This is a genomic window from Erythrobacter sp. (assembly GCF_011765465.1).
In the GTDB taxonomy this organism is placed as follows: domain Bacteria; phylum Pseudomonadota; class Alphaproteobacteria; order Sphingomonadales; family Sphingomonadaceae; genus Erythrobacter.
In genome coordinates, this window is sequence record NZ_CP050265.1 from 1,730,744 (window position 1) to 1,750,282 (window position 19,539).

Below are 19,539 nucleotides of genomic sequence, written 5' to 3' on the forward strand. Positions count from 1 at the left end.
AAAGGGGGATTGGAACCGCGCCCGCCCCGCCCTAGGGAAGCGGCGATGAGCGACCAGCCGACATTCGATGCCGCCGAGGCGGGCAAGTTCTTCTTTCGCGGCGGGCACACGGGCTGGCTCGGGCTCGAATACGCGCGCCACGGCGAGAACTGGGTGGAACTGAAGCTCCCCTGGCGCGAGGATCTCATCGGCGAGCCCGACCGCCACGTGCTCGCCTCCGGTCCGATCGTGAGCCTGATGGACATGGCGAGCGGGATGTCGATCTGGCAGACCACGGGCGTGTTCACGCCCGTCGCGACGCTCGACCTGCGCGTCGATTATCAGCGCCCCGCGCGAGAGAAGAGCGCGGTGTGGGGCCGGGTCGAATGTTATCGCACGACCCGCTCTGCCGCCTTCGTGCGCGGCATCGCCCATGACGGGGAGGAGGCCGACCCGGTCGCGCACATCGCGGGCGTCTTCATGCAGGTGAGCTACAACCCGAAGGCGCGGCTCGAAGCGCAGGCCGAAGCCGCCAAGACGGAAGGCCGCGATGATGACTGATGCGCAGCGCCACCTCACCGCCTATGCCCGCTCGCTCGGAATCGAGGTCCACGGCGAGGAGGACGGCCTGCCGGTGCTGACGGTCGATTTCGGGCGGAATGTCGAGGGGCGGCCCGGCCATTTCCACGGCGGGGCGACCGCGGGCCTGCTCGAGACCGCGGGCTATGCCGCGCTGCGCACGCGGCTCGCCGCCGAGGGGCGCGCGCCACAATTGAAGCCGATCAACATCACCGTGCAATATCTTTCCGCCGGGCGGTCGAAGCGGACCTACGCCCTCGCCCGGATCGCGCGGCTGGGGCGGCGCAATGCGAACCTCACGGTCGAGGCGTGGCAGGACGACCGCTCGCGCCCGATCGCGAGCGCGGTGATGAACATCCTGATGGCCTGACGCCCGCCGCAGGAGCGAGGGGGCCGAGAGAGCGCCGCTGGCGCGGCGGATCATTCCGGCGGGCCCGTCCCGGCAGGGGCGACCTCGAAGCCGTCTTCGCGCAGGCGGAATTCGACCGGCGACCCGTCGATCTCGGTCGTGACCGTCACCGCGCCCCCCTCGATGCGCAGGGTCGAGCCGTTTTCGTCCAGCGGGATTTCGCCCACCTCCGGCACGTCGAAGGGCTGGACCGGGCCTTCGGGATCGGGCGAGGCGGTGGGCGCGGGCGCCGCCGCCGGACCGCCGCCGAGCCGCAGCGCGCCGCGCATGAAGTCCTTCCAGATGCGCGCGGGCAAGCTCCCCCCGGTGATCCCGTTCAGGGGGGAGTTGTCGTCATTGCCGACCCACACGCCGACCACCAGCCGTTTTTCGCCCTCGCCCGCATAGCCGACGAACAGCGCGTCGCGGTAATCCTGCGTCGTCCCGGTCTTGCCGTAATTCGCCACCGGCAGCATCGCCGCACGCCCCGTCCCGCGATTGACCGCCGCGCGCAGCATCCGCTCGATCGCCTCGTGGTGGCGGCGCGAAAGGCTGTCCTCGCGCGTCGTCAGCCAGTCGAGCCAGCCTGGCTCCTCGCGCTCGAAAGCGCGCGGCGTAACCGGAAAGGCATTGCCCGCGACCCCGGCATAGGCGGCGGTGAGTTCGAGCAGCGTCATGGTCGAGGTGCCCAGCGCGAGGCTCGGGTCGCCCTCGGGCAGGTCCGATGTCACGCCGAGCGCGCGCGCCACGTCGATCACGCGCTCCGAGCCGACTGCGTTCATCAGCCGTACCGCGGCGACGTTGCTCGACGTGGCGAGCGCCTGTTCGAGCGTGATTTCCTCGGAATAATTCCCGGCGGCGTTCTCGGGCCGGTACGAACCCTCTGCGAACGCCGTGTTGGGAATCGTGTCCTCAGGCGCCCACCCGGCCTCCAGCGCGGCGAGGTAGACGAACAGCTTGAAGGTCGAGCCCGGCTGGCGGCGCGCCTGTGTCGCGCGGTTGAAGGGCGATTTGGCGTAATCGCGCCCGCCGACCATCGCGACCACTTCGCCCGTGGGGCGCATCGCCACCAGCGCGACCTGCGCCTCTCCCAGCGGCGCGCGCGCGACCACCCGCCCGGCGAGCGATTGCAGGCGCGAATCGAGCGTGGTGGTGAGCACCTGTTTCGAATAGCTCGCCTCCATCTCTCGCCGCGCGATGGGCAGCGCCCAGTCGGCGAAATAGGTGCCGGTGGGAAGGTCGTTCCTCGTCCGCACGTCGAGCCGCGGCGCGGGCAGCGCGGCCGCCTCGGCGGGGGTGAGATAGCCCTCCTCCACCATCGCGCCCACGACGAGGTCCATGCGCCGCTTCGCCCTGTCGTAATGCTTCGTCGGCGCATAGGCGGACGGCGCCTGCAGCAGCCCTGCCAGCATCGCGGCCTGTTCGGGCTTCAGGTTTTCGGGCTGGCGGTAGAAATAGTGCAAGCTGGCGGCGCGCAGGCCGTACTGGTTGTCGCCGAAATAGGCGTTCGAGAGGTAGCGTTCGAGGATCTCGTCCTTGGTCAGCCACGCCTCCAGCCACAGCGCGATCAGCGCCTCGCGCGCCTTGCGGGTAAGGGTCTGTTCGGGGGTGAGGAAGGTGAACTTGGCGAGCTGCTGGGTGATGGTCGAACCGCCGCCGTTCCCGGTCCAGATCGCGCGCGCGATGCCGCGCGGGTCGATCCCCCAGTGCGAATAGAACCGCCGATCCTCGATCGCCATGAAAGCCTGCGGGACGTGCGGCGGGAGGTTCGCGATTTCGACCGGCGCATCGACCACCGCGCCCTGCCGCGCGATCGGCGTGCCGTCGCTGGCGAGCAGCGTGACCTGCGGCGCGGCGATCGGCTCGAGGCTTTTCGACAGCGGCGCGGTGACGGCAAGCCAGCCGACCAGCGCGAGGAAGGCGAGCAGCGCGGCGGCGAGGCCGCGCAGCGCCCACCACAGCTTTCCGCGGCTGCGCCAGTAGTCGCGCTGCCACCAGCGCAGGCGGCGGCGCTCCTCGGCCTCGACCGCACTGTCGAGCCGGGAAAGCGTGTTGTCCCAGCGCGTGTAGTCGGGTGCCGATACGCGCCCGCGCGGCGGCGCATCGTCCCCCTCGTCGAGCGGGCGCTGCGATTCGTAGAGCGGGAAATATCCGGGCGCAGAGCCGCTGTCGTCCCCATACGGGTCCGTGCGTGCGCCTTTGCGGAATCGCTCGAACAGGCCCATGCGGACTGTATTAGCAGGCTAATACGCCAGCCCGCAAGCGGGGATCAGCGCCCGCCCCTCAGCGGCCGACAGTGACCGTCCCCATCGCCGCCCCTTCGGGCAGGTCCTCGCCGAAGACGCGCTGGTAGTATTCGGACACCAGAGTGCGCTCGGCCTCGTCGCACTTGTTGAGGAAGGACAGGCGGAAGGCGAAGCCGGTCGATTTGAAGATCGCCGCGTTCTGCGCCCAGGTAATGACGGTGCGCGGGCTCATCACGGTCGAGATGTCGCCGTTCATGAAGCCCTGCCGGGTGAGCTCGGCGACCTTGACCATGTCGGCGATCAGCTTGTCGTCAGTATCCGGCGTCTTGGACTTGACGATTTCCTGCTCGGTCTCGGCGGGCAGGTAATTGAGCGCCACGACGATGTTCCAGCGGTCCATCTGCGCCTGGTTGATCGCCTGCGTGCCGTGGTAGAGGCCGCTGGTGTCGCCGAGGCCGACCGTGTTGGTCGTCGCGAACAGGCGGAACCACTTGTTCGGCGTGATGACGCGGTTCTGGTCGAGCAGCGTCAGGCGGCCGTCGAATTCGAGCACGCGCTGGATCACGAACATCACGTCGGGCCGCCCTGCGTCGTATTCGTCGAAGGTCAGCGCGACCGGGTGCTGCAGCGCCCACGGCAGGATGCCTTCCTTGAACTCGGTCACCTGCAACCCGTCCTTCAGGACGATCGCATCGCGCCCGACGAGGTCGATCCGGCTGATATGCGCGTCGAGGTTGACCCGCACGCTCGGCCAGTTCAGCCTTGCTGCGACCTGTTCGATATGGGTCGACTTGCCGGTGCCGTGATAGCCCTGCACCATCACCCGGCGATTGTGCGCGAAGCCTGCAAGGATCGCGAGCGTCGTGTCGGGATCGAAGACATAGTCCTTGTCGATCTCGGGCACGTGTTCGTCATTGGCGGAGAAGGCGGGCACCTGCCAGTCGACATCGATGCCGAACGTGTCCTTCACGTCGATCGTGGTGTCGGGCTCGGATGGCATGGCGTCCTTGCCGGCGAATTCTTCTGAGGAATGGCTGTTCATCGCGCGGGAGGGTTAAAGCGACGAGGCCGAGCCTGCAAGCCGCTCGGTCCTGCTAAATTTGCAAGTGCGCCGCGCGCGGGCGGATGAGGCTCGCAAATCGCGAGGCAGCGCATTATCTTGGGAAGTATGGCGGACCCGGTCGAAACCCTGCGATTGAAGCTGGTCGGGCAGGTCCGCGACCTCTTCAACGAAACCGGGCAGCAGCCCGTGCCGCCTTCGGACGAAGCGCTGTTCGCCAAGGACACGCCGATCCGGCGCGTCCATGCCGATATCGTCGGCATGATGACGGGCGGGATCCGCGGGCTCTTGTTGCAGATGCTCCATCCGGCAGCGCTCCAGGGCGTGCTCGACCATTCCAATTTTCGCGCCGATATGCATGGGCGACTGCGGCGCACGGCGCGCTTCATCGCGGTCACGACCTTCGGCCACCGCGACGAGGCATTGCGCGCGATCGAGCGGGTCAACCGCATCCATTCCAAGGTCGGCGGGACGCTTCCCGGCGGCGAGCCCTACACCGCCACCGACCCGCGCACGCTCGCCTGGGTCCACGTGGTCGAGGCGCAGAGCTTCCTTGCCGGATACCTGCGCCATGTCCGGCCCGATATGCCTTTCGCCGAGCAGGACGAGTATTACCGGCAATTCGCGGTCATCGCGCGCGCGTTGGGGGCCGATCCCGTGCCCGAGACGCGGCGCGAGGCCGAAGCGATCTTTCGCGAGCTGCGCGGCGATCTGAAAACTTCGCCCGAGGCCCGCGAGGTCGCGCAGCTCGTCCTCACCTCGAAACCCGAAGGCACGCCGCAGGCGCTGCAGGCGGTGGTCGCGGCCGAGGCGGTCGCGATGGTCCCCGATTGGGCGCGCGCCATGCTGCGCATCCAGCGCCCGGTGCTCACCGCGATCCCGGCGCGCGCGGCGACATGGGGCGTCGGACGCACGCTGCGCTGGGCCTTTCGCCAGACCTGACCGGGCGCGCCTTTCGTGCTATGCCAACCGACGTGAGCGGGAGTACAGCATGGCCTATATCGATGGATACGCCTTTGCCGTCGACAGCGCGCGCAGGGCCGAATTCACCGCCTTTTGCGAAAGCGTCGACACGTGGTTCCTCGAAAACGGGGCGCTGCGCGTGGTCGAGACATGGGGCGAGGACGTACCTCGCGGCAAGGCTACCGACTTCCATCGCGCGGTCGCCGCGCGCGAGGACGAGACTGTGTGCTTCAGCTGGATCGAATGGCCCGACAGGGCGACGCGCGATGCCGCGATGGAGCGGATGGGCGAAGCGGCGGGCAGCGACCCTCGGCTCGACCCGCAAGCGAACCCGCCGCCCTTCGACGGTGCGCGCATGATCTTCGGAAGCTTCACGCCGGTTTTCGACCAGACCGCGACAGGAACCTGAACAATGGCCGAATTCACCTTCTACACCGTGGCGATGAGCCGGGGGCAGATTTCGCGCTGGGCGCTGCACGAGGCGGGCGCGGACTATGACCATGTCGTGTTCGACTGGGACACGAAGCCTGCGAATTTCAGCGACATCAACCCGATGGGGAAAGTCCCGGCCCTCGTCCACCATCATGGCGGCCACGACCACACCGTGACCGAATGCGCCGCGATCAACCACTACCTCGCCGAAACGCACCCGCAAGCGGACCTGCTTCCCGACACGCACGAACGCGCCGCCTATTTCCGCTGGCTGTTTTTCGCCGCCGGCCCGCTCGAACAGGCGATCATGGCGAAGATGATGGGCTGGCAGCTGCCCGAGGGGAAGGACACGACCGCCGGTTTCGGCACTCTGGAGCGCACATTGGACGCGCTGGACGGCTGGCTGTCGGCGCATGATTTCGCCGCCGGGAGCCGCTTCACCATGGCCGATACCTATGTCGGCAGCCAGTTCGTCTGGGGGCTGCGCTTCGGATCGATCCCCGAGCGGCCCGCTTTTCGCGCCTATGTCGATCGCGTCACCCAGCGCCCGGCCTACGCCGAGGCCAACGCGATCGATGCCAAGCTGATCGCGCAGGCTTCCGCCTAGCCGATCGCGGAGCTTTTCCTGAGCACCTGGTAGGCTTCGACCACGCGCCCCAGGCGCTTTTCATAGCTGCGATCCCCCCCGTTGCGGTCGGGGTGGTAGCGCCGCACCAGTTCGGAATAGCGCCGCCGCAGCCGCCGCTTGTCGGTGTCGGAGCCGAGGCCCATGGTCTCGAGCGCCTCGGCCTCTTCCTTCGAGAAGCGCCCGCTCGCCGCCATTTCCGCCTCGCGCCGCGCGCGGCTCTTGATGCCGCCCGCTCGGGCCGAGATCGCGTCCAGCGGATCGTCGAAATCGGCCCAGCGCGGCATTCCGTCGACGCCTGCGCGCGGGCCGAAAGTGGGGCTTTCGGTGCGCCAGCCGCTCGCGGGGCTTTGCGCGGCGTAGATCTCCTCCGCGCTCATCCCTTCGAACCAGTCGTATCCGGCATTGAATTCGCGCACGTGTTCGAGGCAGAACCAGCGCCATTCTCCGGGTCCGTCGAAGCCGCTCGGGCGGTGGCCTGGGGCGCGGAATTCGCCCGCCTCCTCGCAGCCGGGCGCTTCGCAGGTGCGCGTGGAGCCTTCGTGGCGGCCGTGGAATCGAGTGCTGCGCATAAGGCTTGAGAATGGCGCGGGAGATGCCAGATTCCAACCCGTCCGAAGTTGCAAAGAGGTGAAGAGATGGCTGGATCGGTTGCGCAGGAGATGGAAGCCAAGCTGCGGGACGCGTTCGCGCCCACCCGGCTCGAGATCGTCAACGACAGCGCCAAGCATAGGGGCCATTCGGGCGACGACGGCTCGGGCGAATCGCATTTCACTATTCGGATCGAAGCCCCCGCCTTCGCCGAAATGACCCGCCTCGCCCGCCAGCGCGCGGTGATCGCGGCGCTGGGCGACATGGTCGGCGAGCGGGTCCACGCCGTCGCGATCCAGGCCAGCGCGCCCACCGCATGAACACGAGCGTGAGCAGCACGACGCAAAAGCGCCTGCGCCGCTCGGCGCGGCTGATCGTTCTCGCGCCCGGAGATGATGGCGCGCCGAAGGTGCTGATGTTCCGCTACGACATTCCGGGCCGCGCGCCCTTCTGGGTGACGGCGGGCGGCGAGTGCGAGGAAGGCGAGAGCTTCGAGGACGCGGCGCGGCGCGAATTGTTCGAGGAAACGGGCATCACCGCCGATCCGGGCGAGCAGATCGCGCGCACCACGCCCGAATTCGTCACTCCGGAAGGCGAGCCCGTCCGCGCCGACGAGCGCTATTTCATCGTGCGCGTCGCCGAGGCCCGGATCGACACCTCGCGCCACACCGAGCTCGAACAGGCGTGGATGAACGAGCATCGCTGGTTCGCCCTCCACGAATTGGACGACTGGCACGAGGCGCTCTACCCCGAGACCCTGCGCGGCCTGATCGAGGAGCACGCCGAATGATCGCCCAGACCATCACCCCCGTGACCCACGATCTCGGCCAGTTCGAGGTCCGCCGCGCGCTCCCGGCGCGGGAACGCACGATGGTCGGCCCCTTCATCTTCGTCGACGAATTCGGCCCCGCCGACCTGACCGGAGGCGAAGGCATGGCGGTGCGCCCGCATCCGCATATCAACTTGGCGACCGTCACCTGGCTGTTCGAGGGCGCGATCGACCACCGCGACAGCCTCGGCACCTTCGCCACGATCCGCTCCGGACAGGTCAACCTGATGACCGCCGGGCGCGGGATCGTCCATTCGGAGCGCAGCCCGAAGGCGGAGCTTGCGACGAACCCGAAGATGTTCGGGATGCAGACCTGGCTCGCCCTGCCCGACGGGCGCGAGGAGATCGACCCCGCTTTCGAGGCGCAGACCGACCTGCCGTGGATCGAGGACGGCGCGGCGCGCGCCTGCGTCATCATGGGCGAATTGTGGGGCGCGCGGGCTCCGACGACGACCCATGCCGCGACGATCTACGCCGAGATCGTGCTGGGCACAGGCGGCGCGCTCCCCATCGAGGCCGAGGCCGACGAACGCGCGGTGATGCTGGTAGAGGGCGCGGCGAGCATCGACGACATCCCCCTCACCCCTTACGAACTCGCCGTCCTCGCGCCGGGCAAGGCGATGAAGCTGGCGAGCGAAAGCGGCGCGCGGGTCATGCTGCTCGGCGGCGAGGCTTTCTCGACCAAGCGCCATGTCTTCTGGAATTTCGTCTCTTCCAGCCGCGATCGGATCGAGCAGGCGAAAGAGGACTGGCGCGAAGGCCGCTTCCCCACCGTGCCGGGGGACGAGGCGGAATTTATCCCCTTGCCTGACAGGCCCAAGACCGTCAGCTATCCGTAAAACGAGAATTTCGGGGAGGATTTCATGGATTATACGGGCAAGACCGCCTGGATCACGGGCGCGTCTTCGGGGATCGGCGCGGCTCTGGCGCGCGACTGCGCGGGGCGCGGCGCGAACGTGGTGCTGTCGGGCCGGGACGAGGAACGGCTGGCGGCAGTCGCGGCGGATTGCGGTGAAGCTCTCGTCCTGCCCTTCGACGTGCGCGACGAGGCGGCGCTGGCCGATGCCACCGCCAAGGCCATCGCGTGGAAGGGCGGCGTCGATCTCGCCTTCGCCAATGCGGGCGTGTCGCAGCGAAGCCGTGCGCTCAAGACCTCGATGCAGGTCTACCGCGACATCATCGACATCGACCTCACCGCGCAGATCGCCTTTTCGCAAGGGCTGATCGGCCACATGACGGAACGCGGCAGCGGCGCGCTCGCTTTCGTCTCCTCCATCGCGGGCAAGGTCGGCGTGCCGATGCGGACCGCGTATTGCGCGGTCAAGTTCGGGCTGGCGGGCTATGCCGACGCGCTGCGCGCAGAACTCTCGCAGACCGGCGTGAGCGTCCACGTCATCTACCCAGGCTCGGTCGCGACCGATGTCGCGCGCAATGCGCTGGTCGCCGACGGGTCGAAGCGCGGCCGCAGCGACCGCGTGATCGACGAGGGCATTCCCGCGCCCGATGCGGCGAAGACCATGCTCGACGAAATCGCCGCCGGCACGCGCGAGATCATCGTCGCGCAGGGCATGGAAGCGGGCATGGGCGAAATGCGCCGCACGCCCGATGAACTCTTCGATCAGGTCGCGGCGATGGTGGCGAACGGTTACATGGAAAAACTCGAGGCGGAGGGCTGAGATGGAACAGAAACGGGTAGAGCTGGCGAACGGCATCCACCTCGACATCGTCGACGAAGGGCCGGTCGATGCGCCGGTGCTGATCTTCCTCCACGGCTTTCCCGAAAGCCACCGCACATGGCGCCACCAGATCCGGCATTTCTCGGACAGGTTCCGGTGCATCGCCCCCGACCAGCGCGGCTATCGCGGCTCGTCCAAGCCGCAGGAGGTGGATGCCTACACCCCCGACAAGCTGATCGGGGACGTGTTCCTGCTGGCCGATGCGCTTTCGATCCCGAAATTCACCATCGTCGGCCACGACTGGGGCGGCGCGATCGCGTGGGGCGTGGCACTCGGCGGGCAGCATATGCGGGTGACACGCGCCGTGATCGCCAACGCGCCGCATCCGCAGATCTTCCAGAAGCTCCTCTACACCAATCCGCAGCAGCGCGAGGCGAGCCAGTATATCCGCGGCTTTCGCGACCCCGCCAATGACGCGCTGGTGAAGGAGCACGGCCTGACCGGGCTGCTGCTCAAGGAGGTCAAGTGGGATCGCCCCGACGCGATGGAGGCGGAGGAACGCGACGCGCTGCTGCGCGACTGGCAGAACCGCGACGCGGCCTTCGGAATGCTCAACTACTACCGCGCCTCGCCCATCGACGTGCCGGAAATGGACGCGCCTTACGAAGTGCCTGCGGGCTATACCCCCCCCGACCTGCCCAAGCTGACCATCCCCACGCTGGTCATCTGGGCGCTGGACGACCTTGCCCTGCCGCCCGAGAACCTTTCGGGTCTAGAGGAGATCGTCGACCCGCTCACCATCGTGCGCGTGCCCGATTGCGGGCATTTCGTGCCGTGGGAAGCGCCGGATGCGGTGAACCGGGCGATGAAGGAATTCCTCGGCGGCTGAGCCTGCGCCCAGGGTGTTCAGCGGCTGCGCATCTTGTTGCCCTTTCGCACCCGAGTGCCTAGATGCGCGGCTCCATGACCAGCCAGCTGACATTCGCCGTGCCCAAGGGGCGCATCCTCGACGAGGCGCTGCCCGTGATGGCGCGCGCCGGGATCGTGCCGGAAGAGGCGTTTCACGATCACGCGAACCGCTCGCTGTCGTTTGCGACGACGCGCGCGGACGTGGGCCTCATCCGCGTGCGCGCCTTCGACGTCGCGACCTTCGTCGCCCACGGCGCGGCGCAGGCGGGGATCGTCGGCTCGGACGTCGTCGAGGAATTCGACTACGACGACCTTTACGCGCCGGTCGATCTCGACATCGGCCATTGCCGCCTGTCGGTCGCGCGGCTGGCGAGCGACGCGGGCGCGGACAGCGGGGCGAGCCACCTGCGCGTCGCCACCAAGTATCCCAACCTCACCCGCCGCCATTTCGAAGCCGCGGGTGTGCAGGCCGAATGCGTCAAATTGAATGGTGCGATGGAACTCGCACCCTCGCTCGGCCTTGCGCGGCGGATCGTCGATCTCGTCTCCACGGGGCGCACGCTCAAGGAAAACGGTCTCGTCGAGACGAGCCGCATCCTCGACATTTCCGCGCGCCTGATCGTCAACCGCGCCGCGCTCAAGACCGACCCGCGCGTGGCCGAGATCGTCGCCGCCTTCCGCGAAGAGGTCGAGGCGCGGCGGGCCGGCGCGGGCACGGACAGGGTTCCGGCGTAATGCAGACGCTCTCCACCAGCGATGCCGATTTCGAGGCGCGCTTCGCCCGGATCGTCGATGATCGCCGCGAATCCGCAAGCGACGTCGCCGCCGACGTGACCGCGATCCTTTCGGCGGTGAAGGCGCGCGGGGACGAGGCGCTGGTCGAATACACCGCGCGCTTCGACCATTACGACCTCGGCACGGATGCCGACTGGGTGATCGCGCCCGAGGCGTGCGAGGCGGCCTACAAGGCGCTCGATGGCGAGCTGCGCGACGCGCTCGACCTCGCCGCCGCGCGCATCCGGGCCTATCACGCAGCGCAGCTGCCCGAGGACCGCGACTATCGCGACGAGGCGGGCGTGCGCCTCGGCGCGATCTGGCGGCCGGTCGATGCGGCGGGGCTCTATGTCCCCGGCGGGCGCGCGGCCTATCCCTCCTCGCTGCTGATGAACGCGATCCCCGCCAAGGTCGCGGGCGTCTCGCGGCTCGCCATCGCCACCCCGACCCCGCGCGGCGAGACGAACGACCTCGTCCTCGCCGCCGCACACGTGGCGGGAGTGGACGAGATCTGGCGCGTCGGCGGTGCGCAGGCGGTCGGCGCGCTCGCCTATGGCACGGGGCGTATCGGCGCGGTCGATGTCATCACCGGGCCGGGCAATGCCTGGGTCGCGGAGGCCAAGCGCCAGCTTTACGGCGTGGTGGGCATCGACATGGTGGCCGGCCCTTCCGAGATCCTCGTCATCGCCGACAGCGACAACGACCCCGACTGGATCGCCGCCGACCTCCTTTCGCAGGCCGAGCACGACCCGACCTCGCAATCCATCCTCATCACCGACGACGCCGCCTTCGCCGCGCTGGTCGAGGATTCGGTCACGCTCCACACCGCGCAGCTTTCGACCGAGGCGGTCGCGCGCGAAAGCTGGGAGGCGAACGGGGTCGTCATCGTGGTCGAGGACCTGATGCGCGAAGCCCCTGCGCTGGCCGACCGGCTCGCCGCCGAGCACGTCGAACTCGCCATTGCCGAGCCCGAAGCGATGCTGCGCGCCATCCGCCACGCGGGCAGTGTCTTCCTCGGCCGCATGACGCCCGAGGCGATCGGCGATTATGTCGGCGGGCCGAACCACGTCCTTCCCACCGGCCGCCGCGCGCGCTTTTCGAGCGGGCTGTCGGTGCTCGACTTCATGAAGCGCACCAGCTTCCTCGAGGTGAACGAGGCCGCCTTCGCGCAGATCGGCCCGACGGCCGCGACCCTCGCCCATGCCGAGGGCCTGCCCGCGCACGCCCTGTCGGTCGAATTGAGACGCAAATGAACACCCAGAACCCCCGCTCGCAGGCGCGTTCGAGCGCCCGCCTCGCCGCCGTGCAGGCGCTCTACCAGCAGCAGATGGAGAAGACCCCGCTCGCCCGCCTGCTCGACGAATTCCACCAGCACCGCCTGGGGCGCACGGTCGACGACGACGAGCACGGCGATGCGGTCTATGCCGAGGCCGAGGTCGCCTTTTTCGACGACATCGTGCGCGGCGTCGACGCGCGGCGCGAGGAGATCGACGAAGCCCTCACTGCGCGCCTCGCGGGCGGATGGACGCTGGCGCGGCTCGACAAGACCATGCTGCAGGTGCTGCGCGCGGGCGCTTATGAACTCCTCGCCCGGCCCGACGTGCCGGCCGGCGCGGCGATCAACGAATATGTCGATGTGGCGAAAGCCTTTTTCGACGACCGCGAGGCGAAATTCGTCAACGGGATCCTCGACGCACTCGCCCGCGATGTGCGCGATTAGGGACACCGCACTCGCCCGCGATGTGCGCGATTAGGAACACTGCACTCGCCCGCGATGTGCGCGATTAGGGACACCGCACTCGCCCGCGACGTGCGCGGCTGATTACCCTTTCTTGCGCGTCCCGCCCCGCCCCCCTGCGCTTCCCCGCTTTTCCTGTCCCCCGATCCGGGTTATGTTGTCTCTTGGGAGAGGATTGCATTGGGATGGGGTCGCAATCATGAACGAGCTGGATTTTGTCACCGCTCTGCGGAGCCTGCCGCTGCATCCGGGCGCGCAGGGGCTGCGGGATGATTGCGCGCTGATCGAGATCGGCGACGAAGTGCTGGTCATCAACATGGATTCGATGGCCGAGGACACGCATTTCAAGCCTTCGGCCGACCTCGCCGATGTCGCTTGGAAGCTCGTCGCGCTCAACCTGTCCGACATCGCCAGCAAGGGTGCGGAGCCGATCGGCGTGCTGCTGGGCTATGCGCTGGGCGGGGACGAGGACAACCGCTTTCTTGCAGGGCTCGCCGACGCGCTGACCGAATACGACGTGCCGCTCCTGGGCGGCGACACCATCGCAACGACGGGCGCGAGCACGTTTTCGATCACCGCGATCGGGCGCGCGACGCACCGCCCGATCCCCTCGCGCACCCGCGCGACGGCGGGCGAGGCGCTGTTCGTCACCGGCACGCTGGGCCGCGCCATGCTCGGCTTCGAGGGGGCGAAGGAACATCTCGAGGCGTTCAACCGCCCGCGCCCGCGCCTCGCCGAAGGCATCGCGCTCGCCCCGCACGTGGGCGCGATGATGGACATATCGGACGGCCTCCTGCTCGATGCCTACCGCATGGCCGAGGCGAGCGACGTCACCGTGCTGATCGACCCGCAGCTCGTCCCCGTCGCCGCGCCCGACCGGGTCGACGACTGCATGCGCTGGGGCGATGATTACGAGCTGCTCTTCACCGCCAGCTGGGACACGGAAATCCCGGTGGACGCGGTGCGGATCGGCTGCATCGAGGAAGCGGGCGCGGCCCCGCTGGTGCTCGGCGCGTCGACCTTCACCGATCCGGACGCGCTGGGCTACCAGCACGGCTGAGCCGCACGCCGCGCGCCGCGCGGCGCCCCCTGTCAAAATGAGGGAAATCCCCCGCTTTGCGCCGCGCCGAGGCGGTTAAAGGCTTGCCACGCCCCGAGCGCGCCATAGACTGACGTCACGCAGCCCCCGCTGCGCACAAGTGGGATCGGGGGAAAGGACGGGGGCTCGATCCCCCGCGCGACTCCGGAAAAACCGGGGCGATTCCCACGTCAGGAGAGGGGATTTTTCGTGGAGCTTGTCTATATTTCCATCGGGCTGGGACTGCTCGCCGTGGTCTACGGCTTCGTCACCAGCAGCCAGGTGCTCGGCGCGAGCGCGGGCAATGAGAAAATGCAGGAAATCGCCGGCGCGATCCAGGAAGGCGCGCGGGCCTATCTCAACCGGCAATACACCACCATCGGCATGGTCGGCGTGGTCGCGGCGATCGTGGTCGGGGTCTTCCTCGACATTATCCCGGCAATCGGCTTCGTCATCGGTGCGGTGCTGTCGGGCGTGGCGGGCTATATCGGGATGAACATCTCGGTGCGCTCGAACGTGCGCACCGCTGCCGCGGCCGAGGCGGGTCTCCAGCAGGGCCTAACCATCGCGTTCCGCGCGGGCGCGATCACCGGGATGCTGGTCGCCGGGCTCGCCCTGCTTGCCATCGCGGTGTTCTTCGCGGTGCTGGTCGGGCCGATGGGCCTTGCGCCTGCCGACCGGACGGTGATCGACGGGCTGGTCGGCCTCGCCTTCGGCGCTTCGCTGATCTCGATCTTCGCGCGTCTGGGCGGCGGGATCTTCACCAAGGCGGCCGATGTCGGCGCGGACCTCGTCGGCAAGGTCGAAGCCTCGATTCCCGAGGACGACCCGCGCAACCCGGCGACCATCGCCGACAATGTGGGCGACAATGTCGGCGACTGCGCCGGCATGGCCGCCGACCTGTTCGAAACCTATGTCGTGACCGTCGGCGCGACCATGGTGCTGACGGCGCTGCTCTTTTCCGAGGCGCTGGGCGACCTGCTCCTGCCGATGATGGCGCTGCCGCTGCTGATCGGGGGCGCGTGCATCGTCACCTCGATCATCGGGACCTATTTCGTGCGGCTCGGCAGCGGGACCAACGTGATGGGCGCGATGTACAAGGGCTTCATCGTCACCGCCGTGCTGGCGATCCCGCTGATTTTCTTCGTCACGCAATATGCGCTCGGCGACATGAACGCGGCGCTCGGCACCGGGCCGGGCGGGGTCGGCTTCAACGGCATGGACCTGTTCCTTTGCTCGCTGATCGGGTTGGCTCTCACCGGCGTCATCATCTGGATCACCGAGTATTACACGGGCACGAATTTCCGCCCCGTGCGCTCGATCGCCAAGGCTTCGGAGACGGGCCACGGCACCAACGTGATCCAGGGTCTTGCGATCAGCCTTGAATCGACCGCGCTGCCTACGGTCGTCATCATCGCGGCGATCATCGCGGCCTACCAGCTCGCCGGCCTCATCGGCCTGGCCTATGGCGCGACCGCGATGCTGGCGCTTGCGGGCATGGTCGTGGCGCTCGATGCCTATGGCCCGGTAACCGACAACGCGGGCGGCATCGCCGAGATGGCGGGGCTCGACGACAGCGTGCGCGAGAAGACCGACCTGCTCGACGCGGTCGGCAACACGACCAAGGCCGTGACCAAGGGCTATGCGATCGGTTCGGCGGGGCTTGCAGCGCTCGTGCTGTTCGCCGCCTACACCGCGGACCTGCGCGAATTCTTCCCCGATGCGAACGTCGATTTCGGGCTGGAGAACCCCTACGTCATCGTCGGCCTGCTGCTGGGCGCGCTGCTGCCCTACCTGTTCGGGGCGATGGGCATGACCGCCGTGGGCCGCGCGGCGGGCGACGTGGTGAAGGACGTACGCGAGCAATTCGCTGGCGATCCGGGCATCATGGCGGGGACCTCGCGCCCCAACTACGCCCGCACGGTGGACCTCGTCACCAAGGCCGCGATCAAGGAGATGATCGTGCCCTCGCTGCTCCCGGTGCTCGCGCCGATCGTGACCTATTTCGTGATTCTCCTGATCGCGGGGCAGGACAACGCCTTCGCGGCGCTGGGCGCGCTGCTATTGGGCGTGATCGTCGGCGGGCTGTTCGTCGCGCTGTCGATGACCGCCGGCGGCGGGGCGTGGGACAACGCCAAGAAATACATCGAGGACGGCAATCACGGCGGCAAGGGCTCCGAAGCGCACAAGGCCGCGGTGACGGGCGACACGGTCGGCGATCCCTACAAGGACACCGCCGGCCCGGCAGTGAACCCGATGATCAAGATAACCAACATCGTCGCCCTGCTGCTGCTCGCCGCGCTCGCCGGCGCGCACTGAGCGCGGCCCCTAAGGCACACAGGAAACCCCGCCGGGCGCCCTGCCCGGCGGGGTTTTCCTTTGGGCAGGGTTTTCATTGGTGGCGCCTTAACCTTTACGCCGGGCTAACGTCCCACCTGCGGACAGGGCCTAAGCGAGCGCGCGCATCGCTGCGCCGCGTGTGGCATAAGCCTCGGGCACGCGCGGGGATTGCCGCGCGGCAGACGGACGGGAAACGCACGCGATGGATCTGGCGAATGCGCCGAAGCCGAGCTGGCGGAGGGGGCGCGCGGCGGCGCCCGCGCCGCCGCGCGCCCCTTGCGCCCCCTCCCAACTCGAAGCGGGACGCATCGTCCTGCTCGATGCCGAGGCGCTCGCCGAACCGGGTTTTCGCGGACAATGGGAAAGCCTCGCGCGCGAGGCGAGCGTGCCCAATCCCTTCTTCGAACCCTTCTTCCTGCTCCCCGGCCTCGAGCGCTGGGGCAGGGACGCGCGGGTCACGGTCAAGGCGTATTTCGTCGGCGGGCAATTGTGCGGCCTCTACCCCGTGGTGCGCTGGAGGCGCTACTATGGCTACCCGGTGGCCCATGCGACCGGCTGGCTCCACGCCAACGCCTTTTGCGGAACGCCCTTGGTGGCGCGCGGGCACGAAGAGGCGTTCTGGCGCGCCCTGCTCGCCCATTTCGACCGCTCCGCCCGGCGCGCGCTGTTCCTCCACCTGCCGCAGCTGCCCGAAGGCGATGCGGTGGGCGATGCGCTCGAAGCCGTGCTCGCCGAGCAGGGCCGTATGCGCACCGTCGCCAGGCGCGAAAGCCGCGCCATGCTCGCCTCCGAACTTTCGCCGGAAGCCTATCTCGAAGCCTCGATGAGCGCCAAGAAGCGCAAGGAACTGCGCCGCCAGCACAAGCGGCTGGGCGAGGAAGGTGCGCTCACTTTCGAGCGGCTCGAAGGCGAGGCGCGGCTCGTGCAATGGACCCGCGAATTCCTCGCTCTCGAAGCGGCGGGGTGGAAAGGCGAGGCGGGCTCTGCGCTCGCCAGCGCGGAGGAGACGCGCACCTTTTTCGCCGAAGCCCTGCGCGGCGCGGCGGAAGGCGGGCGGCTCGAACGGCTCGCGCTGCGGCTCGACGGGCGGCCGGTCGCCATGCTCGCCAACCTCATTGCGCAGCCGGGCGCGTTCAGTTTCAAGACCGCCTTCGACGAACGCCACGCGCGTCATTCGCCCGGCCTGCTGCTGCAGCTCGAAAACCTCGCCCTGCTGGAGCGGCCCGGCATCGCATGGGCCGACAGCTGCGCGGTGGAAGGCCATTCGATGATCGAGCGGCTGTGGCGCGAAAAGCGCACGCTCACCAGCCACAACATCGCGATCGGCGGACCCGCGCGCCGCGCGCTTTTCGCCGCGCTGATGGCGTGGGAGAACCGGCATCGCAGGAGGCCATCATGAACGCACCTTTCCGCCCCTTCGCGCCGAGCCTGCGCCCGGTCTTCGATAGCGAGACGCGCCGGACCTTCGCCGCGCATTACCCGGAAAAACCGGTGAAGCTCGCCCACGGACTTGCCGGACACCACCTGCTCGAAATCCCGGCGCTGGCCGAGCTTGCAGAGCGGCTCCCGGAAAGCAGCGTCGAATACAATCGCGGGGATTTGCCCGTCGGCATCGACGGCAAGCCGGGCGCGACGGGGCTTTCGATCACCGAGACGATCCTCTCGATCGCGCGGGCGAACAGCTGGGCCGTGCTCAAGAATGTCGAGCAGGTGCCCTCCTACGCCGCGCTGCTGCACGACCTGCTGGGCGAGCTGGCCGAGGCGATCGAGCCCAAGACAGGCCCGCTGATGGACCCGCAGGCGTTCGTGTTCATCTCCAGCCCGGACGCGGTCACGCCCTATCATTTCGATCCCGAACACAACATCCTGCTGCAGCTTGCCGGGACCAAGGTCATGACCCAGTTTCCCGCGGGCGACCCGCGCTTCGCCCCTGACGAGCGCCATGAGCAATACCACCTCGGCGGCCCGCGCGAGCTGCGCTGGGACGAGAGCTTCATGGACGCCGCCCGCGAATTCCCGCTCGCCCCGGGCGAAGCGGTCCACGTGCCCGTCATGGCCCCGCATTTCGTGCGTAACGGCCCCGAAAGCTCGATCTCGCTGTCGATCACCTGGCGCTCCGAATGGAGCCATGCGGAAAGCGACGCGCGCTGTTTCAACGGCATGGTCCGGCGCTTCGGCCTCGCGCCGCGCGCGCCCGGCCGCTGGCCCGAGACGAGCCGGGGCAAGGCGCTTGCGTGGCGGGCTTACAGACGGCTGTTCGTGAAGGGCTGACGCTTGACCTTGGCGCATGGTCGCAGCACAGCCTCGCTCCCATGACCGATACGCCCTCCGCTGAAAAACTCGTCGCCGGCCTCGTGCGCCTGCTCACCGTCGAAAAGCGCGCCGCCGACGTCTATCTCGGCCATGCCCAGAAGGGAGGCGTGGGCCGCGTCTTCGGCGGGCAGGTGCTCGCGCAGGCGCTGATGGCGGCGCAGGGCTCTATCCCCGCTGGGAAAGTCGCCCATTCGCTCCACGCCTATTTCCTGCGCGGCGGGCGCGAGGGCAGCCCAATCGAATACCGCATCGCGCGCGATTTCGACGGGAGGAGCTTCGCCAACCGCCGCGTCGTCGCCGCGCAGGAGAACGAGGACGGATCGTGCACCCCGATCCTCAACCTCACCGCGAGCTTCCAGACGCCCGAGGACGGCCTCGAACATTGCGACGCGCCCATGCCCGACGTCGCCGGGCCGGAGGAACTGAAACCCGATATCGAAACCCGCCGCGAACTCGCCGAGGCGATGGGCGACCGGCTCGACGAGGCGCAGCGCGCCATGATGCTGCGCCCGCGCCCGATCGAGATGCGCACCCTCGACCAGCTCCACTGGATGAGCCGCGAGCCGCGGGAGCCGCGCGCGCACACCTGGTTCCGCACGGTCGCGGCCCTGCCCGACGACCCGCTGCTCCACCGCGCGGTCATCACCTATGCGAGCGACTACACGCTATTGGGCACGAGCGCGCTGCCGCACGGGCTTTCGTGGATGCGCAACGAGTTGGTGGGCGCGAGCCTCGACCACGCGATCTGGTTCCACCGCGAAGCGCGCGCGGATGAATGGCTGCTCTACGCGACCGACGCGCCGTGGTCGGGCGGCGGGCGCGGCTTCAACCGCGGGCGGATCTTCGACCGCGAAGGCAATCTCGTGGCGAGCGTTGCTCAGGAAGGCATGATGAGGAAGCGGCGCGCGAAGAAGGCCCAGTAAGCCCCATCGCCCATGTCTCCGCCCGCACAGCGGCCGCAAGCGTCACCACGTGCCCGCAGCGAGGCGTGATGGGCAGCCCGGATGGACTGCCCACAA

The 19,539-nt window shown here is 68.5% G+C and carries 21 protein-coding genes; 18 read left to right on the forward strand and 3 right to left on the reverse strand.

Annotated features, from left to right (window positions below):
• Positions 1-45: 45 nt before the first annotated feature.
• Together G9473_RS08280 and G9473_RS08285 are read left to right on the forward strand one after the other, a co-directional pair.
• Positions 46-540, forward strand: coding sequence for a PaaI family thioesterase (locus tag G9473_RS08280; protein ID WP_291132328.1), 495 nt, complete (start codon positions 46-48; stop codon positions 538-540).
• The gene (locus tag G9473_RS08285; RefSeq protein WP_367159092.1) at positions 530-928 is read left to right on the forward strand and encodes a PaaI family thioesterase; all 399 of its coding nucleotides are present in this window, start codon (positions 530-532) and stop codon (positions 926-928) included. Before G9473_RS08280 ends, G9473_RS08285 begins: the two co-directional genes overlap by 11 nt.
• 50 nt (positions 929-978) lie before the next feature.
• Here G9473_RS08285 and G9473_RS08290 read toward each other — a convergent pair whose 3' ends face one another.
• Together G9473_RS08290 and cobS are read right to left on the reverse strand one after the other, a co-directional pair.
• Complete coding sequence (locus G9473_RS08290; RefSeq protein ID WP_291132330.1) at positions 979-3,171, reverse strand: transglycosylase domain-containing protein; 2,193 nt, start codon at positions 3,169-3,171, stop codon at positions 979-981.
• 58 nt (positions 3,172-3,229) lie between these two features.
• On the reverse strand, positions 3,230-4,234 hold the full coding sequence (gene cobS / locus G9473_RS08295; RefSeq protein ID WP_291132333.1) for a cobaltochelatase subunit CobS: 1,005 nt from the start codon (positions 4,232-4,234) through the stop codon (positions 3,230-3,232).
• Positions 4,235-4,360: 126 nt separating this feature from the next.
• Here cobS and G9473_RS08300 point away from each other — a divergent pair, with 126 nt between their 5' ends.
• Genes G9473_RS08300 through G9473_RS08310 form a run of 3 tightly spaced genes read left to right on the forward strand, consistent with a single transcriptional unit; the run spans position 4,361 to position 6,254 of the window.
• On the forward strand, positions 4,361-5,194 hold the full coding sequence (locus tag G9473_RS08300) for an oxygenase MpaB family protein (RefSeq protein WP_291132336.1): 834 nt from the start codon (positions 4,361-4,363) through the stop codon (positions 5,192-5,194).
• A 49-nt stretch (positions 5,195-5,243) separates the two neighbouring features.
• Positions 5,244-5,624 (forward strand): DUF1428 domain-containing protein, encoded by a 381-nt coding sequence (locus G9473_RS08305; RefSeq protein ID WP_291132339.1) that lies wholly within the window; start codon positions 5,244-5,246, stop codon positions 5,622-5,624.
• Positions 5,625-5,627: 3 nt separating this feature from the next.
• Positions 5,628-6,254, forward strand: a complete 627-nt coding sequence (locus tag G9473_RS08310) for a glutathione S-transferase family protein (RefSeq protein ID WP_291132341.1) — start codon at positions 5,628-5,630, stop codon at positions 6,252-6,254.
• On the opposite strand, the gene G9473_RS08315 is transcribed toward G9473_RS08310, so the two are convergent.
• Positions 6,251-6,844 (reverse strand): J domain-containing protein, encoded by a 594-nt coding sequence (locus G9473_RS08315; RefSeq protein ID WP_291132344.1) that lies wholly within the window; start codon positions 6,842-6,844, stop codon positions 6,251-6,253. The genes G9473_RS08310 and G9473_RS08315 overlap by 4 nt on opposite strands.
• 66 nt (positions 6,845-6,910) lie before the next feature.
• On the opposite strand from G9473_RS08315, the gene G9473_RS08320 reads away from it, so the two are divergent.
• The 13 genes from G9473_RS08320 (at position 6,911) to G9473_RS08380 (ending at position 19,443) form a co-directional block, all read left to right on the forward strand.
• The gene (locus G9473_RS08320; RefSeq protein ID WP_291132347.1) at positions 6,911-7,183 is read left to right on the forward strand and encodes a BolA family transcriptional regulator; all 273 of its coding nucleotides are present in this window, start codon (positions 6,911-6,913) and stop codon (positions 7,181-7,183) included.
• Between the two features lie 8 nt (positions 7,184-7,191).
• Positions 7,192-7,653, forward strand: a complete 462-nt coding sequence (locus G9473_RS08325; protein WP_291132350.1) for an NUDIX domain-containing protein — start codon at positions 7,192-7,194, stop codon at positions 7,651-7,653.
• On the forward strand, positions 7,650-8,531 hold the full coding sequence (locus G9473_RS08330; protein WP_291132353.1) for a pirin family protein: 882 nt from the start codon (positions 7,650-7,652) through the stop codon (positions 8,529-8,531). The genes G9473_RS08325 and G9473_RS08330 overlap by 4 nt, the downstream gene beginning before the upstream one ends.
• Before the next feature lie 24 nt (positions 8,532-8,555).
• Positions 8,556-9,368: an SDR family NAD(P)-dependent oxidoreductase gene (locus G9473_RS08335; RefSeq protein ID WP_291132356.1), complete on the forward strand. Its 813-nt coding sequence runs from the start codon at positions 8,556-8,558 to the stop codon at positions 9,366-9,368.
• Position 9,369: 1 nt separating this feature from the next.
• Entirely contained in the window at positions 9,370-10,257 is an 888-nt protein-coding gene (locus G9473_RS08340; RefSeq protein ID WP_291132359.1) for an alpha/beta hydrolase, read from the forward strand.
• Between the two features lie 74 nt (positions 10,258-10,331).
• On the forward strand, positions 10,332-11,012 hold the full coding sequence (gene hisG, locus G9473_RS08345; protein WP_291138347.1) for an ATP phosphoribosyltransferase: 681 nt from the start codon (positions 10,332-10,334) through the stop codon (positions 11,010-11,012).
• Positions 11,012-12,304 carry a histidinol dehydrogenase gene (gene hisD / locus G9473_RS08350; protein WP_291132362.1) on the forward strand — a complete coding sequence of 431 codons (1,293 nt, stop codon included), beginning with the start codon at positions 11,012-11,014 and terminating at the stop codon, positions 12,302-12,304. The genes hisG and hisD overlap by 1 nt, the downstream gene beginning before the upstream one ends.
• Entirely contained in the window at positions 12,301-12,771 is a 471-nt protein-coding gene (gene nusB, locus G9473_RS08355; RefSeq protein ID WP_291132365.1) for a transcription antitermination factor NusB, read from the forward strand. Before hisD ends, nusB begins: the two co-directional genes overlap by 4 nt.
• Before the next feature lie 217 nt (positions 12,772-12,988).
• Positions 12,989-13,849, forward strand: a complete 861-nt coding sequence (gene thiL, locus G9473_RS08360) for a thiamine-phosphate kinase (protein WP_291132368.1) — start codon at positions 12,989-12,991, stop codon at positions 13,847-13,849.
• Positions 13,850-14,077: 228 nt separating this feature from the next.
• Positions 14,078-16,186, forward strand: coding sequence for a sodium-translocating pyrophosphatase (locus G9473_RS08365; protein ID WP_291132371.1), 2,109 nt, complete (start codon positions 14,078-14,080; stop codon positions 16,184-16,186).
• A gap of 223 nt (positions 16,187-16,409) precedes the next feature.
• Entirely contained in the window at positions 16,410-17,606 is a 1,197-nt protein-coding gene (locus G9473_RS08370) for a GNAT family N-acetyltransferase (RefSeq protein ID WP_291132374.1), read from the forward strand.
• On the forward strand, positions 17,603-18,478 hold the full coding sequence (locus G9473_RS08375) for a transcriptional regulator (protein ID WP_291132377.1): 876 nt from the start codon (positions 17,603-17,605) through the stop codon (positions 18,476-18,478). The genes G9473_RS08370 and G9473_RS08375 overlap by 4 nt, the downstream gene beginning before the upstream one ends.
• Before the next feature lie 41 nt (positions 18,479-18,519).
• Entirely contained in the window at positions 18,520-19,443 is a 924-nt protein-coding gene (locus G9473_RS08380; protein WP_291132380.1) for an acyl-CoA thioesterase II, read from the forward strand.
• The last annotated feature ends 96 nt before the right edge of the window (positions 19,444-19,539 follow it).

Coding starts and splice junctions, on each gene's coding strand:
- G9473_RS08280 (WP_291132328.1), top strand. CDS start 46: ATGAGCGACCAGCCGACATTCGATGCCGCCGAGGCGGGCAAGTTCTTC.
- G9473_RS08285 (WP_367159092.1), top strand. CDS start 530: ATGATGACTGATGCGCAGCGCCACCTCACCGCCTATGCCCGCTCGCTC.
- G9473_RS08290 (WP_291132330.1), bottom strand. CDS start 3,171: ATGGGCCTGTTCGAGCGATTCCGCAAAGGCGCACGCACGGACCCGTAT.
- cobS (WP_291132333.1), bottom strand. CDS start 4,234: ATGAACAGCCATTCCTCAGAAGAATTCGCCGGCAAGGACGCCATGCCA.
- G9473_RS08300 (WP_291132336.1), top strand. CDS start 4,361: ATGGCGGACCCGGTCGAAACCCTGCGATTGAAGCTGGTCGGGCAGGTC.
- G9473_RS08305 (WP_291132339.1), top strand. CDS start 5,244: ATGGCCTATATCGATGGATACGCCTTTGCCGTCGACAGCGCGCGCAGG.
- G9473_RS08310 (WP_291132341.1), top strand. CDS start 5,628: ATGGCCGAATTCACCTTCTACACCGTGGCGATGAGCCGGGGGCAGATT.
- G9473_RS08315 (WP_291132344.1), bottom strand. CDS start 6,844: ATGCGCAGCACTCGATTCCACGGCCGCCACGAAGGCTCCACGCGCACC.
- G9473_RS08320 (WP_291132347.1), top strand. CDS start 6,911: ATGGCTGGATCGGTTGCGCAGGAGATGGAAGCCAAGCTGCGGGACGCG.
- G9473_RS08330 (WP_291132353.1), top strand. CDS start 7,650: ATGATCGCCCAGACCATCACCCCCGTGACCCACGATCTCGGCCAGTTC.
- G9473_RS08335 (WP_291132356.1), top strand. CDS start 8,556: ATGGATTATACGGGCAAGACCGCCTGGATCACGGGCGCGTCTTCGGGG.
- G9473_RS08340 (WP_291132359.1), top strand. CDS start 9,370: ATGGAACAGAAACGGGTAGAGCTGGCGAACGGCATCCACCTCGACATC.
- hisG (WP_291138347.1), top strand. CDS start 10,332: ATGACCAGCCAGCTGACATTCGCCGTGCCCAAGGGGCGCATCCTCGAC.
- hisD (WP_291132362.1), top strand. CDS start 11,012: ATGCAGACGCTCTCCACCAGCGATGCCGATTTCGAGGCGCGCTTCGCC.
- nusB (WP_291132365.1), top strand. CDS start 12,301: ATGAACACCCAGAACCCCCGCTCGCAGGCGCGTTCGAGCGCCCGCCTC.
- thiL (WP_291132368.1), top strand. CDS start 12,989: ATGAACGAGCTGGATTTTGTCACCGCTCTGCGGAGCCTGCCGCTGCAT.
- G9473_RS08370 (WP_291132374.1), top strand. CDS start 16,410: ATGGATCTGGCGAATGCGCCGAAGCCGAGCTGGCGGAGGGGGCGCGCG.
- G9473_RS08375 (WP_291132377.1), top strand. CDS start 17,603: ATGAACGCACCTTTCCGCCCCTTCGCGCCGAGCCTGCGCCCGGTCTTC.
- G9473_RS08380 (WP_291132380.1), top strand. CDS start 18,520: ATGACCGATACGCCCTCCGCTGAAAAACTCGTCGCCGGCCTCGTGCGC.